This is a genomic window from Nitrospinota bacterium, assembly GCA_027619975.1.
GTDB lineage: Bacteria > Nitrospinota > Nitrospinia > Nitrospinales > VA-1 > JADFGI01.
Genome location: JAQCGX010000004.1, coordinates 102294 through 117293, shown reverse-complemented (window position 1 = coordinate 117293; position 15000 = coordinate 102294). Strand labels below are relative to the sequence as shown.

Sequence of the window (15000 nt, the reverse complement as noted above, 5' to 3'; positions counted from 1 at the left end):
CGCCTGTTCCACTAAAACAAAGCCATCTCCTTAAGTTGACGATTAGGAGCATTTAGTCAATTTTTAGAGATACCCATTAGAAAATAGTGTTTGTTCTGGAAATTGTAGATGAATCTGATGCCGATAGAGAAAAAATTTGATGCGGTCCTGGTAGCTGGCGAAGGAGAGTCCAGTTACAAGGTCTATCATCAGCATAAGGCGTTTCTGAAAATAAACGACAAGTGCATCGTCAACTATGTTGTGGATGCACTGCAAAAGGTGGATTCCATCAGGGCGATTTATATTGTTGGTCTTGAGGACAAGTTGAAAGCGGTCATAAAGGTAGGAGGTGTGGATTCTGAATACTCCAAGCCCATTCATATTGTTCCACAAAGAAGTAATCTGTATGAAAATATCTGGCATACATTTATGCAAACGATTCCTGACAGTGAAAACATTGCGGATTTGAAAAATTCTTCCTACGCGGATAAAGCTGTTCTGATCGTTCCTTGTGACTCGCCTTTGCTCACGCCTCACGAAGTGGAATATTTTATTAAAAATAGTGACATCGAAAATCAGGACCATGTCCTTGGGCTCACCGCCCGAAAAAACCTGGAGTTTTTTTACCCGCGAGACGGCAAGCCGGGAATAAAAATGTCTTATTTGCATTTGCAGGAAAACAGTTACCGGATCAATAACCTGCATTTGGTGAAACCCATCCGCATCGAAAACCGGGAATACATTCAAAAAATGTACCAGTACCGTTATCAAAGGAATTTCAAAAATCTGGTTCTTTTTGGAGTGTCCCTTTTGGGTAAAGGCAAGGCCAAGCACTATCGATATTATTTTGGTTTGCAGATGAGTTCGTTATTTGCTTCATTAGGCGTTGATTCGATGGTTGGAGTGTTTCGAACTCTCACTACGAAAAAAGCTTTGGAAAAAAGCATATCCAACATTTTAAAAACCCGGTTCGTGGGCCTGGAAGTGCCTTTCCCTGGAGCGGCTTTAGATATTGACAACGACAGGGATTATGAAGCCATGAAAATCCGCTTTAATGAATGGCGGGAATATTTGAGCCATCCGGAAAATAATCTCCTTTCTTTGTCTCGATGAAAAATTTTCTTTAAAGTCTGCTTTGGACGCTAAACCAGCCGGTTATCAAATCCTAATAATATCAATTTTATAGAGATTATTTTTTAAGCTTATGGATCAGGATAAACTACGAAATTTTTCGATCATTGCCCATATTGATCATGGCAAGTCCACACTTGCGGACAAACTGATATTGGCCACGGGCGGCCTCCAGAAAAGAGAGATGAAGGAGCAGGTTCTGGACAGTATGGATCTGGAGCGGGAGCGCGGCATCACCATCAAGGCCCAAACCGTGAACCTGAAGTATAGCAACGCCAAAGGGGAAACCTATACCTTCAACATGATCGACACCCCCGGTCACGTGGATTTTACCTATGAAGTTTCCCGGAGCCTGGCCGCCTGCGAAGGCGTTTTGCTGGTGGTCGATGCCACTCAGGGAATTCAGGCCCAGACCCTGGCGAATCTGAATCTGGCCATGCAACACGATCTCTACATTATTCCGGTCATCAATAAAATAGACCTTCCCAGCGCCGATCCGGAAAATGTCAAGGAACAGCTGGAGGATATTTGCCAGATCGAAGCGGATGAGGCGGTTTTGGTGAGCGCCAAAGAGGGAATAGGCATCGAGGCGTTGATGGATATGATTGTGGCCCATATTCCCCCTCCGTCCGGGGATGACAAGGCTCACCTCAAGTGCCTGCTCTTTGACGCCTGGTACGACACGTACCGTGGAGTGATTGTTCTTGTAAAGGTTAAAGAGGGAACCCTGCAAGTGGGGGATGAGATTGTGATGATGGCGACCGGCAATCATTTTGCAGTAGAAGAGTTGGGAGTTTTCACCCCCGTCCAAAAGCAGAAAAAAACTTTGTGCGCCGGTGAAGTGGGTTACATGGTGGCCAATATCAAGGAGCTGGATCAAACCAAGATCGGCGACACCGTCACTCATTTTCACAGACCCACCGCGGAACCTCTGGCCGGTTATAAGGATGTCAAGCCGATGGTTTTCAGCGGCATGTATCCGATCAGCGGCGATCAGTATGAACTATTGCGGGATGCTTTAAAGAAACTGCGTCTGAACGATGCTTCCATCACCTATGAAGCGGAGACTTCCACAGCGTTGGGTTTTGGTTTTCGGTGTGGCTTTTTGGGCCTGTTGCATATGGAAATTGTCCGGGAACGGCTGGAGAGAGAATACAACGTAGATCTGTTGACCACCGCGCCGACCGTTGTTTACAAAATATTCACCACCGACGGCGAAGTGGTGCAAATAGATAATCCCGCAACGTTGGACGAATATAAAAATATTGACCATCTGGAGGAACCCTATGTCATGGGCGTCATCATTGCCCCTGAAGAATATATCGGGACGATCATGGCCTTGACTCGCGACCGCAGAGGAAATCAGATCAAGATGGAATACCTGAGTCCCGGTACGGTGCTTTTGCAATACGAGCTGCCTTTCAATGAAATCGTTTTAGATTTTTACGATCGATTAAAATCCTCGACCAAAGGCTTTGCTTCGTTTGATTACGAATTTATAGATTTTAGAGCTTCAAATCTGGTAAAGTTGGACGTCCTTCTCAACGGCGAGACGGTGGATGCCCTTTCGATGATCGTCCACAAGGATAAGGCCTATTTTCTGGGCCGTGATCTGGTGAAAAAACTGAAGGAACAAATTCCCCGGCAAATGTATGAAGTGGCCATTCAAGCCGCGGTGGGGAGTAAAGTCATTGCCCGCGAGACTATCAAGGCGCTCAGAAAAAATGTGCTGGCCAAGTGTTATGGCGGCGATATCAGCCGGAAACGAAAATTACTCGAGAAACAAAAAGAGGGTAAAAAGAAAATGAAGCAGATCGGCAGAGTGGAAGTTCCTCAGGAAGCCTTCCTTGCAGTATTGAGGACCGATGGGAAATAAGGCGATCGACTCGGCTTCAGATTCCGGGTTTCAGACAAAACAGAAAAGTGTATTCAGAGAATATGTCGAGGCCATTTTAATTGCCCTCTTGCTGGCTCTGTTCATTCGCACCTTTATCTTGCAGGCGTTTAAAATTCCTTCCGGCTCCATGGAACCCACCCTGTTAATCGGGGATCATATTCTGGTTTCTAAATTTTCTTATGGCTTGCATATCCCCAACGAGATTCCCTTCGTCAATGTGAAACTTTTCTCGGATATTGTTTTATTTTCCGAGGTGCCGGAACGAGGCGACATCATTGTTTTTAAATTTCCCAAGGATGAAAGCCGGGATTTCATCAAACGGGTGATCGGTTTACCCGGCGATAAGCTTCAGGTCAAGCAACAAAAAGTGTTTATCAACGACAAGCCATATGAAGACCTGCATGCCTATCACCGAGAAATTCCTGGAACCGACCCGTTAATGCCCAGAGACGATTTTGGTCCCGTGCTGGTTCCAGACGGCCACTTGTTTGTGATGGGAGACAATCGCGAAAACAGTCAGGACAGCCGCTATTGGGGATTTTTGGATTTAAAAAAAGTGAAGGGCAAGGCTCTGGTGATCTATTGGTCCTGGAATGCCCTGGACGATTGGGTGCGTGCCGATCGGTTTGGCAAGATTTTAGAATAGATTCTTTCAGGCTTTCTTCGTGACGACACCTCCCTCTTCGGAAAAGTTAGAAAAACTCCGCTCCCTTTTGCAACGGTGCCAGAGCATTATTCTGGATTTTGACGGCCTGCTTGCCGATTCTGAGCCTTTTCACTACCGGGCGTACAACGAAGTTTTTGAGAGGTATGGACATACCCTCGACCCCGATGAGTATTGGGTGGAATGGACATCCAAGGGAAAAGGAATTGCAGGAGAGATTGAAAGGCACGATTTGAATCTAGGGGTGGACCCGAAAGATCTCCGTCAGGAAAAATTTGCAGTGTATTCGCGTTTTTGCAAAAGTGGCGACATCAAGTTATTTCCAGACACCCTGCCGCTGGTGAAAATCCTGGCTTCCACGCATAAGCTGGCCATCGCTTCCGGTTCGTGGAAAGAGGATATTCAAGCCATTTTAAAAAATGCCGATGCGCTTTCCTTGTTTCCCATCATTCTGGGGAAAGCATCCGCACCGCGGGAAAAACCTCATCCAGATATTTTTTTAAATGCGGCCCAGGATCTGGGATGTCCGCCGGAATCGTGTCTGGTGTTGGAGGATGCCTTGAAGGGGCTGACAGCAGCCACTCAGGCCGGGATGCCCTGTCTTATTATAAAGAGCCCGCTAAACCGGAACATCAATTTTGCGGGTGCGGATTTAGTGCTCTCCAGCCTGGCCGAACTGGTTTCTCTTCTAGAAGCCTTGCCCTCCTCTCCTGTTGAAGGTCAAATTACCTCCGCTTAATTTGTCACCAAATCCACCCCCGCTCTCATAAGGTTTGTGCGGATATCCTCTTTTTATAAAATTCCCAACATATAACGAAACGCAAAACCCTTGTATTTCCGGGGTTATAACAATCTCTTGTCCGCCTGACCTTTTGGCAGTCATTTTGCTTTAGTTTCAATAGCATGGATCCCTGATTGGAGTGTTTTCTTTAACCTATGAGATTGGATTTTATGTTTGTCAGTGTAAGAACTTCCGATTTGCAACCGGGCATGGTGGTCGCCCGCGATGTTAAAGATCTGCATGGCCGTCTTCTCGTTCCGGCCGGAGCCAAAACATCGGCCAAGCATTTGAATGTTTTAAAAATCTGGGGAGTCTCTGAGGTTTTCATCAATGGAGATTCAAAGCTCGAGAAAAAAGCAGACCCTTTAGATGCTCTGGATCCCCGACAAAGAAAACAAATAGAAGAAGAAATGCAGACTTTGTTTTGCAGGCATGATCTGAACGATCCGGTCATCAAAGAGCTTATGGATATATGTATCCACCGAAAATTAAATACCTCCTTGAAGTGAGAAAGAACTGATGAAACAAGATGTGGAAAGTGTATTGGATCTTTCATGCCAGATTTCCTCCCTGCCGAGTCTGTTTAAACAGATCAATAAAGCCGTTGAAGATCCCGAAAGTTCTCTTTTGGATATTGCCAGGTTGATCAGTGGAGATTCTGTGCTTTCCGCCCGCTTGTTAAAACTGGCAAACAGTTCCTTTTTTGGGTTCCCATCTCAAATCGAAACTGTCACTCACGCCGTCACCGTGATTGGGATGGCGCAAATACGGGATTTGGTTCTGGCGGTGATGGTCACCAGCCGGTTCAAGCACCTGCCTCCAGAATTGATCGATATGAAAGATTTTTGGTTTCACAGTATTGCCTGTGGCCTGGCGGCGAGAGTCATTGCGACGTATCGCCATGAAACCAATGTAGAACGGTTTTACGTGATGGGCATGTTTCATGACTTGGGGCGTTTGCTATTATTGATGAATTTTGCCAACCCGGTAAAAGACATTGCGTTGCGGGTTAAAGAGAAGAAGGCATCTTTTCAACAGCTGGAGCGCGAAGTGATCGGTTGTGATCACGCAGAAGTGGGTGGGGCTCTCTTAAAAAGATGGAAGCTTCCGGAAAGCCTGAGTGAGCCGATTGCCTGTCAGCATGACCCATCAATAGCCATTAACTTTCCCGTGGAAGCCGCTATTCTCCACATTGCAGATATTATCGCCCATGCGCTGATTCTGGGAGGGAGCGGAGATCCGTTTGTTCCTCGATTGGACACTGAAGCCTGGAAAAAAATTGATCTCCCGGTGAGCTTGTTGCCGGCCATTGTCAATCAAGTGGATCGGCAGTTTCCGGGAGCGACTCAAATGTTTCTCCCTGAGGAGTGATGTATGGAAAAAAATAACCAGCGGTTTACGACCGAAGAGCAGATGCGGGCTCGCATCGAATTTCTGGAAAATCGAGAAGGTCTGCAGGTTTATAGTTTGGATTGGCTGTCCACGCTTGGCGAGTTTCAACGCCAAAGCAATATGGAGCTTAGCACCCAGTCCATATTGGATATGGCCTGCAAACATCTAAAGCATTTGATCGACTTGGAAGTCACGGCTTTTTATCTGGTGGATAAAGAAGATTCCGATTTAATTTTAACTCATTTGGACCCCAAGGATGAGGAGTACGATTTTCAAGAAGAATTTGGTTTTCATGTGGACCAGGGAACCGTTGCCTGGACTCTGAATCAGAACAGGCCGGTGATTGTTGAGTCACGTCAATCGGGTCAAAAAATAATCTTTCATACTCTGGCCACACGGGCATCTGTTCAGGGTTTGTTTGCCGGGGTGGTTGCAGATGAAAGGCAATTGGAAAATGAAGGGTTTCATTATTTGCTGACGATCCTTTTGCAACATACAGCTAATTCACTGGAAAGTTCGTCGTTCTATAAACTCCTTTCCGAACAGAATCAGAATCTCGAAAAAATCGTCAAGAACCGAACGGGAAAATTGGAAAATCAAACCGTTCAGTTGAAAAAAGAAGTTGCCGAGCGTCAGAGGGCAATCCTGGCCCTGGAATCCAGTGAGACCCGGATTCAAATGATAGTTGACAATGTGGCGGCAGGGATCATTAGCACGGATGCGCACGGAAGGATAAAATCCTACAATTACATGGCGGAAAAAATATTTGGATACTCAGCATCGGAAGTTATAGGCCAGCCTGTCAAATTGTTGATCCCGCCACGATATTATGAAACAGAAAAGCAACATCTCGATACCCGGATTTCAAATATTGCGGGTCTTACTGATGAGGTTGAGGGTCTACGCAGGGACAAGTCCGAAGTTCCTTTAAACATCGCTGTCAATGAAATGTTTGTCGAAGGAAAACGCATGTTTACGGGGATTTTTCATGACATCACAGAGCAAAAAAAAGCGCGCGCCCAACAGGCCATGCAATTTTCACTGACCAAGCTTTTTGCAGACTCGCGAAGTATGGAAGAGGCGATTCCAGATATTCTCAAAGTAATTGGCGAGTTTTTGCACTGGGATCTCAGTTTTTACTGGGAGATGAACGAAGCGGAGGCCGGCTTGCAGTGCAAATACGGTTGGCGCTCTGACTTTATTCAAGGCAAAAATTTCCAGGAGTTTGAGAGACAAACGCATGAAATTATATTTCCTGATGGGGTCGGTTTGCCGGGGAGGATTTGGGAAACCCAGGCGCCAGCATGGATACCCGATGTTACTCAGGACAGCAACTTCCCGCGGGCGCCATATGCCGCTAAAATAGGTCTTCACTCAGGATTTGGTTTCCCGGTGATCGCATCTCAACAGGTGATCGGCGTGATCGAAGTTTTTACCCGGAAGATTTGCAGGCTTGATGAAAATCCTGCGAATTTACTTATCAGTTTGGGAAGTCAAATCGGACAATTTGCCGAGCGAAAAAATGCTGAAGTGGAAATCGTCAAGGCCAAGGAGGAAGCGGATCGGGCCAACATGGCAAAAAGCGATTTCTTAGCCAATATGAGCCATGAAATTCGAACACCGATGAATTCCATCATCGGCATGGCTGACCTGTTGGCGGAATCCCCCTTGTCTTCAGAACAAAAGCAGTATGTTCAATTATTCCGTTCTGCGGGGGAAAGTCTTTTAATGCTGATCAACGATATACTGGATCTTTCGAAAATTGAATCCGGGAGCTTTGATATGGAATGTGTTCCATTTTTCATCCGCGACCTGGTCGAAAAAACTGTGCAGATTATGGATGTGCGGGCGCAGTAAAAATCCATTTCCTTGATTTGGCAAGTGGATGCAGACGTTCCCAACTGTCTGAAGGGCGACCCCTATAGACTGCGCCAGATCTTGACCAATCTGATAGGCAATTCCATTAAATTCACTGACACCGGGTCGGTTCTTATTCACATCGAAAATAACCTTGAAGAGAAAAATGAAGAGTCGCTGAGATTTTCGGTGACCGATACAGGGATTGGAATTCCAACAGATAAACTGGGTTCTATTTTTACAAGTTTCAGCCAGGCCAGTTCGGACACGACCCGCAAGTATGGAGGAACGGGGCTGGGGTTGAGCATTACCCGACAACTTGTGGAGAAAATGAAGGGAACTATTTGGGTGGAAAGTCAGTTAGGTGAGGGCAGTACTTTTTTCTTCACGACTCAATTTGAAACTGCAAACGATGATGAAAAATCCGTTGCCCTTGCAAACAGCGTTAACCTTTCGGGTAACAGTCGGGTTGTGACGCCTCATAATACGGAACCTGATTTAACAGGCGATGGTGATGAGGAAAATAAATCGTTGAAGATCTTGCTTGCTGAAGATTCTCCGGACAATCAATTGTTGATTAAGTTGTACCTTAAAAAAACAAACCATGAGCTGGATATTGCCGAAAATGGGGAAATCGCCGTAAAAAAATTCATTTCTGGGAATTACGATCTGGTTCTGATGGATATCCAAATGCCTGTCATGGATGGTTATTCGGCTGCGAAAAAAATCCGTGAATGGGAAAAGGAAAAAAATGTTAAAGAAGTTTCCATCCTCGCGTTGACCGCTCATGCGCTGAATGGGGAAAAGGAACGGTGTGTGCAGGCCGGGTGTTCTGATTATTTGACCAAGCCCATTAAAAAGGATAAATTGCTGCAAATTATTGACGATTATGCAGAGAAAAAAGGCGAGGTCGTTATTGGATAAGAAAATTTTTCTGGCTTCAGGCTGGAGGCTCAGGAAGGTGGCAGGCGTTCTTTTTCCAGATTGATTTTAAAGCCTGTAAATATTTTCTGAATGGGAGGAATGAGTTGTTCCTTAAGCTCTTCTGGCACCCAGTTGATCTTGTCCTCACGCCAGTTTTCAATTTTTCGGATATCCAGTCCGGCTTTTGCGAAATGCCCGTCCAGTGCTTCCTCATACCCGTAAATCAGGGCATTGTGAAAAACCTTCAGATAAAGTTCCTGAATCAGAACCGGGTCGTGCAGCCCTTTCATGAAGTGATCCATCAATTCCTGAATAAGGGGGTTGGCGTGCTCTTGAAAATCTGGTGAGCAGGCTCCTTCAAGGGTTCGGTAGATAATGATAATATCCTGCAAAAGAAATTTTAGATCCTTGGGGTCTTTGGTAACCGGCCCGCGATCGAGGTCGAAAAATTCCTTGTACTCTTTGAGGATTCGCGCCACATCGTGAATAACGGATTCTTCCCAGGGAACATGATTCCACACGAAAAAAGCACGTAACCAGCGGACCCGCTCCTTGGCGTCCTCCATATGCATGGTGATGCTGGGTTTGGCGCGATTGCTATAAGGTAGCCGTCCTCCCCACATTTTTAGTTTCAAGTCCAGGTCGTAGGGGCTGAAGGCGTTTATGAACTCATCGGAATAACAGCTGATCAGGCGTTCCAGGTTTTCATGTTTGTCCAGAGGACTGTTTTGTGGCAGGTTGACTATGCAATAGAGACGCCAGATTCTTCTTTTAGCTTTCCCGTTTTTCTCGGCAATGAGATAGGTCCCCCCCCAGATTCCCGAGGTGATGGGAATCTCGAGCTGATAAGCTTCTCTGAGTTTTTCAGAGACTTTCGTGGCCACATTGCCGTAAAGCTCGTTCAGATGATACAGATTGATTAAATGATCCTTTGAAAAAACCGGTCCGGACGACAACGCATTTCCTTGCATTTGATTCTGGGGCTCAATAGAGTTTCATTGTGAAAAATGCAACTATTCTAACTGTCAGCAAAAAAAAATTCCATCCCTAAGTAGGGATGGAATTTAAAAGAACGCTCTGACGGTGCAGAATTCAGCCGGGCGAAAAAACCTTTTGTTTGCCTGAGCAAACAGAGCAAGGTTTAATTACCGGACACCTGTCTCCTTGACGCCGATTCTCTTGTAATCTTCTTCAGTCAACATTTTACTGTCCTTTGCCTCACTGCTCACGGTGCCGCTTTTAGCAGGGGTCCCACTTCCCGCCTGGGTCGTAACGCATCCTACCAAGCCCAGAGAAAATGTCAGTAGCATTGCAATTATTGTGGTTTTCATAGATTCTCCTTGATTTGAAATTAGGGACGCCGAAATATTAATAGAGACAAGTAATTCATCTGAATAAGTGCACTTGGGGATAATGAGGGCCATTATGTATCAAAACTTTTTTAAAATCAATCCGGGAACAAAAAAATAACTCTGCACTACCCAAAAAAAACAGTGATTTTCAAAATATCTCGCAATTGCAAGCTCTTCCCGTGAATTTGTCGGGTTGGAATCCGCTTTTTATTAATGAAAGAATATCCTTTCCCCTTACTTTTACGAGGATCCTCTGAAAAAAACTTTTGATTTATATTTAAAAAGAAAAAAGGGTAAAAGATCTTGATGAGCATGCTATTGAAAAGATTATGTAGAAATGATAATTTTGAAACTGTCCTCTAGCCCATATATAGCATATTCGCTTTTTTGATGGGTCGTGTTCTCTATTGCATGAGAGTACGAAATATATATTGGGCTGTTAGTATCATGATAAATTTACGTTCGAGGAACAAAATCTTGAATCGAAGCTTTTCGCTCCTGTGTCTGGCCGTTTTGGTTGCCGTGGTATCGGTGATACCCTCTCAACTGGAGAGCCGTTCAGAAGATCTTCCCAATAAATTTTGGCAAGAATTAGAGCCTGGTTTGGAGTTGGGGAGTTTTGTCCCTTCCCAGAAGTCACAATTGGGAGATTCTGTCATCCAGGTGCTTCGCATCGATTTGAGATATTTTGAATTCAGGTTATTGAACGCTTCCGCCAAAGCCAGTGGTCAACGGAAGTCCGTCAAGGACTGGGTCAATGAAAATGGTTTGATTGCCGGCATCAACGCCAGTATGTATCAGCAAGATAATCTGACCAGTGTTTCCTATATGAAGACCGGCAATCATGTCAACAGTTCCTGGGTTTCCAAGGACCGCACCTTTCTGGCTTTTGATCCCAAAAACAAATCCCTGCCTTCAGCAAAAATTTTTGACCGTGATTGTGAAGATTTCGAGGAGACTCGCAAACACTACCGTTCGCTGATTCAGAGTATTCGCATGGTTTCGTGTGACGGGAAAAATGTCTGGGAACCACAACAAAAAAAATGGAGCATCGCCGCTGTGGGAATGGACTCCAAAGGACGTATTTTATTTATGCATGTTAGTTCTCCACACTCCACTCACGACTTCATCAATATTCTGTTAGACCTGCCCATCGACCTCAAGCGAGCTATGTACGTTGAGGGCGGAAAAGACGCGCAACTTTATATCAATACAGTCAAGGACGAGTTTGAATTTGTCGGCAACTATTCAACCGGAGTCAATAATGCGGACAGCACCTTTGCCTGGCCCGTGCCCAATGTATTGGGGATTGTCCGGGCTCCCAGAAAGAAATGACCTCTCATAGTCAGTGAAAATGACCCCCGGCAACAAAAAAAAATTTCGTTGTAAATCCAGGTTCCGAATCATGGCGGGAGACGCCATTGCTTTGGGACCGGGAAAAATCGATTTGCTAGAAGCCATTGACCGCAGTGGCTCGATTTCCAAAGCGGCAAGGGAAATCAAGCTCAGTTATCGCAGAGCCTGGGATATGGTCGATACCATGAACCAGTGTTTTAAGAAACCCCTGGTCTCAAGCTCCACGGGCGGCAAAGGGGGAGGGGGCGCCACGCTGACCCCGTTGGGTGAGCGCATGATTGGGCTTTATCGGGCGATGGAATCTGCGGCGGAAGCATCCACCCAGGCTGAATGGAAAGCCATCAAACAGTTATTGAAGCAACCGGACGGTTCTTCTTAATCAATATACTTGCATTGTTAAATAACTGACGACGATATAACGCATCAGTTTGCCTACGGTGACCAAGAGTACAAACCACAATAAACGAATGCGCAAAATGCCAGCTAGCACGGTTATTGGATCGCCAATGAATGGCACCCAGGCAAAACATAGAGAGAACAATCCGTATTTTACAAAACGCTGCTCTGCTCGAACAAAATCCTCTTCAGAAATCTTCAGCCACTTTTTTATAGCCTCCAGACTTGCCCAATAGCCCAAGGCATAATTCGCAAGAGACCCCAATACATTTCCAATGGTTGCGAAAGTAACTAAGGCTAGTGGCGATAAACCATTTAACAATAAAGTGCTTAAAACCACTTCAGAGCTTAAAGGTAAAATTGTCGCCGCTAAAAATGCCGCAACAAAAAGGCCGAAATAGCCCAGTTCAGCAAAAGTGTCCATGCGATAAATTCAGGGCATCTCTAAAAATTAGTTTTCACGGAAAATAGAATCGTGTGCAAAATTTACTTAAATCAGTGGCACGGGCGACCTATCCTTAAATTTAAGGGTAGGTCGCCTGTCCTGCTAAAACAAAAGACGCTTCCTTGAATTGGCGATTCGGTGCCGTTGTCAATTTTTAGAAGTGCCCTTCAATCACTTTTCCGCGACGATCTCAAATCCCAGGAAATCGATGGAAATATCGTCGCCCGGAAACAGGCTGTAGGCGTCGGTTTCATCGTGGTATTTATTGAAATCAAAATGCGTGACCTTGAACCCCGCCTGTTTTGTATCGCTGATCAGCGTTTCGCAAAAGTCCCCTTCGATCGTCACCAGAGTTTCCAGATATCCCGGAATCAACTTTCCTTTAAAGTCAGGTTCTTTGCCTTTTTTTAGTATTCGATGTTCCAGGTCGGTGTCCAGAATTTGCAGAGTCCCGCCAGGGCTCAACGCTTGCATGGCCCAATGCAAAAACTTCTGTCGTTCCTGACGTTTGAGGTGGTGCAGAAATTTATTGGCCCAGATTTCGCCGAGAGCCGGAACCTCGGGATCTTCAGCGCCGAATTCTGCTTTTAGAATTTCGATGTTGTTTTTCTTCGTCAGGCTTTTGTAATGCTTCAGGCCCTCGACGATGAACGGCATGTTGTCCGTTAAATAAAGTGTTGGGTGTGTAGCTGGCCATTGATGAATCCTGTTGTATCCGGTCAACCCGGTGGCGATATCCATGAGCGGGTTTTTCAGGTTCGCAGGCAGTTCCGGAAGGGCTTCATCCCAGGGGAAGTTTTCCGTTTGAAACATGTAATAGCTGTAGCTTTCGCTCAACAGCCGTATGATTTCAGGGTCATCACGAAATTGGGGATCGGCTTTAAGCGTTCGGGTCAATTCCTGGAACAGCGCTTCCATTTTCTGGTTCAGCTCGGGAAGGTCGGCATAATCCACCGAACGGTCTTTTCTGAGATTGATGTTGATGTGGTCAAAATTCAGGAAAACAGCGGGGCGCTCATGCTGGACGTAAATCAGGTCCGCGAGATCCAGCATCAACTCAGGATACGCCGAGCGTAAAATCAAATTGAAACAATCCTGATGCCGTTTGCCTTCCTCACTATTGGGAAAACCTAAAGACGGATCCAAATGAGAAAAAAACTGTTGAACGCGCTCGACCAGCTCTGGTGAGCTGGAATGATGTAAGCCTGAAAAGGCGCGACCGTGATCCGTCAGCAACGGCAGCCGGTCCGGGGTCGTGACGAAAATAGAGGTGTTACTCACGATAACGCACCGCAGGCTTTTTCCACGGTTTCGATAACATCGCCTGTGTCGATGATTTTGGTAATGGTTTCAATATCCGGGGATAACTCCCGGTCTGTTTTCATGTGGCTCACGTGTCGCCTGATCACTTCGTAAGCCGCCAGAGTTCCTTTGCCCGGTTTCAGGTTGGTGAGCAGGTCCAGACCCTGCGCCGCGCACAGCAGTTCGATGGCGATCACATGCTTTAAATTTTCCAGAATATCCTTTGCCTTTCGCGCCGCAATCGTCCCCATGCTGACATGGTCCTCCTTATTGGCGGACGTGGGGATGGAATCCACCGAAGCGGGATGCGCCAGCACCTTGTTTTCCGAAACCAGGGCCGCCGCCGTGTACTGCGCGATCATGAACCCGGAGTTGAGCCCGCCTTCCTGGATCAAAAACGAGGGCAGACCGCTGAGAGTGGGGTTGACCATGCGCTCGATGCGCCGCTCCGAGATGCTGGCAAATTCCGCCAACGCCACGGCGAGATGATCCATGGCCAGAGCGATGGGTTGCCCGTGGAAATTTCCTCCCGACAGGATTTGCCCGTCTGGAAACACCAGAGGGTTTTCGGTGGCGGAATTGATTTCCGTTGCAAGGGTCCGATGCGCGAATTCAATCGTGTCGCGGCTGGCTCCGTGGACCTGCGGCGTGCACCGTAAGGAATAGGCATCCTGAATACGCTTGCAGTCTTTATGCGAGGTGATGATCTCGCTGGCGTCGGTGATTTGCCGCATGTTGGCGGCGGATTGAATCTGGCCGGGGTGAGGACGTATGCGGTGAATTCTTTTGTGCAGTTGGGTGTTGGTTCCGAGTAAAACCTCAAGACTCATGGAAGCGGCGATATCGGCGATTTTGGCTAACTGTATTGCTTGATGTAGCGTCCAGACACCGATGGCAGTCATCACCTGGGTGCCGTTGATGAGAGCCAGCCCTTCTCCTTCCGCCAAAACCACGGGATCGATTTTTTCTCGTTTTAAAGCGGTACCTCCGGATATCCAACGCCCGTCTTGAAAGCGCGCCTTGCCCCGGCCAATCAAAACCAGAGACAAATGCGCCAGGGGTGCCAAATCGCCACTGGCTCCCACCGACCCCTTTTCTGGAACCTCAGGAATGATTCCGCTATTGAAAACATCGACCAGAGTTTTAAGCGTGGTCCAGCGCAACCCGGAATAGCCTTTGGCCTTGCTGTTGATCATCAACGCCATGACCAGCCGGACGATTGCATCAGGCAAGGGGTTGCCGACGCCGGCGGCGTGGCTCATTAAAATATTTTTTTGCAATAGCTTGCCTTTGTCTCTGGAGATAAAGACATCGCTTAAAGCGCCGAACCCGGTGGTGATTCCGTAAACCGGCTCTCCCCCGCGAATCGCCTTATTGATGACCTCGCGCGATTTCTGGACTTTATGTCGGCAGGCAGGGGCCACGCGGATTTGCGTGTCAGGGTCCACAACCCTTACCAGAGTTTCCAACGTGAGGCTTTCACCATCCAGAACAAGTTTTTTCATGATTTAAATATTAGCTTTT

Annotated in this window: 15 protein-coding genes; 10 read left to right on the top strand and 5 right to left on the bottom strand. The window is 46.6% G+C overall.

Annotated features, from left to right (window positions below; all coding sequences use genetic code 11):
* The first annotated feature begins 108 nt into the window (after positions 1–108).
* The 8 genes from O3C58_02515 (at position 109) to O3C58_02480 (ending at position 8625) form a co-directional block, all read left to right on the top strand.
* The gene (locus O3C58_02515) at positions 109–1092 is read left to right on the top strand and encodes an NTP transferase domain-containing protein (protein MDA0690739.1); all 984 of its coding nucleotides are present in this window, start codon (positions 109–111) and stop codon (positions 1090–1092) included.
* Positions 1093–1183: 91 nt separating this feature from the next.
* Positions 1184–2986: a translation elongation factor 4 gene (lepA, locus tag O3C58_02510; protein ID MDA0690738.1), complete on the top strand. Its 1803-nt coding sequence runs from the start codon at positions 1184–1186 to the stop codon at positions 2984–2986.
* A complete protein-coding gene (gene lepB / locus O3C58_02505; protein ID MDA0690737.1) occupies positions 2976–3653 on the top strand; it encodes a signal peptidase I in 678 nt (225 codons plus the stop codon). The genes lepA and lepB overlap by 11 nt, the downstream gene beginning before the upstream one ends.
* A gap of 19 nt (positions 3654–3672) precedes the next feature.
* On the top strand, positions 3673–4410 hold the full coding sequence (locus O3C58_02500; protein MDA0690736.1) for an HAD family phosphatase: 738 nt from the start codon (positions 3673–3675) through the stop codon (positions 4408–4410).
* A gap of 212 nt (positions 4411–4622) precedes the next feature.
* Positions 4623–4961 carry a hypothetical protein gene (locus O3C58_02495; GenBank protein ID MDA0690735.1) on the top strand — a complete coding sequence of 113 codons (339 nt, stop codon included), beginning with the start codon at positions 4623–4625 and terminating at the stop codon, positions 4959–4961.
* A 10-nt stretch (positions 4962–4971) separates the two neighbouring features.
* Complete coding sequence (locus tag O3C58_02490; GenBank protein ID MDA0690734.1) at positions 4972–5823, top strand: HDOD domain-containing protein; 852 nt, start codon at positions 4972–4974, stop codon at positions 5821–5823.
* 3 nt (positions 5824–5826) lie between these two features.
* Positions 5827–7701: a PAS domain S-box protein gene (locus tag O3C58_02485; GenBank protein MDA0690733.1), complete on the top strand. Its 1875-nt coding sequence runs from the start codon at positions 5827–5829 to the stop codon at positions 7699–7701.
* 12 nt (positions 7702–7713) lie between these two features.
* On the top strand, positions 7714–8625 hold the full coding sequence (locus O3C58_02480) for an ATP-binding protein (GenBank protein MDA0690732.1): 912 nt from the start codon (positions 7714–7716) through the stop codon (positions 8623–8625).
* Positions 8626–8654: 29 nt separating this feature from the next.
* On the opposite strand, the gene O3C58_02475 is transcribed toward O3C58_02480, so the two are convergent.
* Together O3C58_02475 and O3C58_02470 are read right to left on the bottom strand one after the other, a co-directional pair.
* A complete protein-coding gene (locus O3C58_02475; GenBank protein MDA0690731.1) occupies positions 8655–9596 on the bottom strand; it encodes a hypothetical protein in 942 nt (313 codons plus the stop codon).
* Positions 9597–9770: 174 nt separating this feature from the next.
* A complete protein-coding gene (locus tag O3C58_02470; protein MDA0690730.1) occupies positions 9771–9956 on the bottom strand; it encodes a hypothetical protein in 186 nt (61 codons plus the stop codon).
* Positions 9957–10454: 498 nt separating this feature from the next.
* On the opposite strand from O3C58_02470, the gene O3C58_02465 reads away from it, so the two are divergent.
* Both O3C58_02465 and O3C58_02460 read left to right on the top strand, forming a co-directional pair.
* Positions 10455–11312 (top strand): phosphodiester glycosidase family protein, encoded by an 858-nt coding sequence (locus O3C58_02465; GenBank protein MDA0690729.1) that lies wholly within the window; start codon positions 10455–10457, stop codon positions 11310–11312.
* 70 nt (positions 11313–11382) lie between these two features.
* On the top strand, positions 11383–11712 hold the full coding sequence (locus O3C58_02460) for a LysR family transcriptional regulator (GenBank protein ID MDA0690728.1): 330 nt from the start codon (positions 11383–11385) through the stop codon (positions 11710–11712).
* Here the strand turns inward: O3C58_02460 and O3C58_02455 are convergent, their stop codons facing one another.
* The 3 genes from O3C58_02455 to hutH form a co-directional block, all read right to left on the bottom strand.
* Positions 11713–12153, bottom strand: a complete 441-nt coding sequence (locus O3C58_02455) for a DedA family protein (protein ID MDA0690727.1) — start codon at positions 12151–12153, stop codon at positions 11713–11715.
* A gap of 192 nt (positions 12154–12345) precedes the next feature.
* Complete coding sequence (locus tag O3C58_02450; protein MDA0690726.1) at positions 12346–13455, bottom strand: hypothetical protein; 1110 nt, start codon at positions 13453–13455, stop codon at positions 12346–12348.
* Positions 13452–14981 (bottom strand): histidine ammonia-lyase, encoded by a 1530-nt coding sequence (gene hutH, locus O3C58_02445; GenBank protein MDA0690725.1) that lies wholly within the window; start codon positions 14979–14981, stop codon positions 13452–13454. The genes O3C58_02450 and hutH overlap by 4 nt, the downstream gene beginning before the upstream one ends.
* Between the last annotated feature and the right edge of the window lie 19 nt (positions 14982–15000).

Bases quoted from the DNA above. Each gene is read 5' to 3' on its own strand.
- O3C58_02515 (MDA0690739.1), top strand. From the start codon at position 109: ATGAATCTGATGCCGATAGAGAAAAAATTTGATGCGGTCCTGGTAGCT.
- lepA (MDA0690738.1), top strand. From the start codon at position 1,184: ATGGATCAGGATAAACTACGAAATTTTTCGATCATTGCCCATATTGAT.
- lepB (MDA0690737.1), top strand. From the start codon at position 2,976: ATGGGAAATAAGGCGATCGACTCGGCTTCAGATTCCGGGTTTCAGACA.
- O3C58_02495 (MDA0690735.1), top strand. From the start codon at position 4,623: ATGTTTGTCAGTGTAAGAACTTCCGATTTGCAACCGGGCATGGTGGTC.
- O3C58_02490 (MDA0690734.1), top strand. From the start codon at position 4,972: ATGAAACAAGATGTGGAAAGTGTATTGGATCTTTCATGCCAGATTTCC.
- O3C58_02485 (MDA0690733.1), top strand. From the start codon at position 5,827: ATGGAAAAAAATAACCAGCGGTTTACGACCGAAGAGCAGATGCGGGCT.
- O3C58_02475 (MDA0690731.1), bottom strand. From the start codon at position 9,596: ATGCAAGGAAATGCGTTGTCGTCCGGACCGGTTTTTTCAAAGGATCAT.
- O3C58_02470 (MDA0690730.1), bottom strand. From the start codon at position 9,956: ATGAAAACCACAATAATTGCAATGCTACTGACATTTTCTCTGGGCTTG.
- O3C58_02460 (MDA0690728.1), top strand. From the start codon at position 11,383: ATGGCGGGAGACGCCATTGCTTTGGGACCGGGAAAAATCGATTTGCTA.
- O3C58_02455 (MDA0690727.1), bottom strand. From the start codon at position 12,153: ATGGACACTTTTGCTGAACTGGGCTATTTCGGCCTTTTTGTTGCGGCA.
- hutH (MDA0690725.1), bottom strand. From the start codon at position 14,981: ATGAAAAAACTTGTTCTGGATGGTGAAAGCCTCACGTTGGAAACTCTG.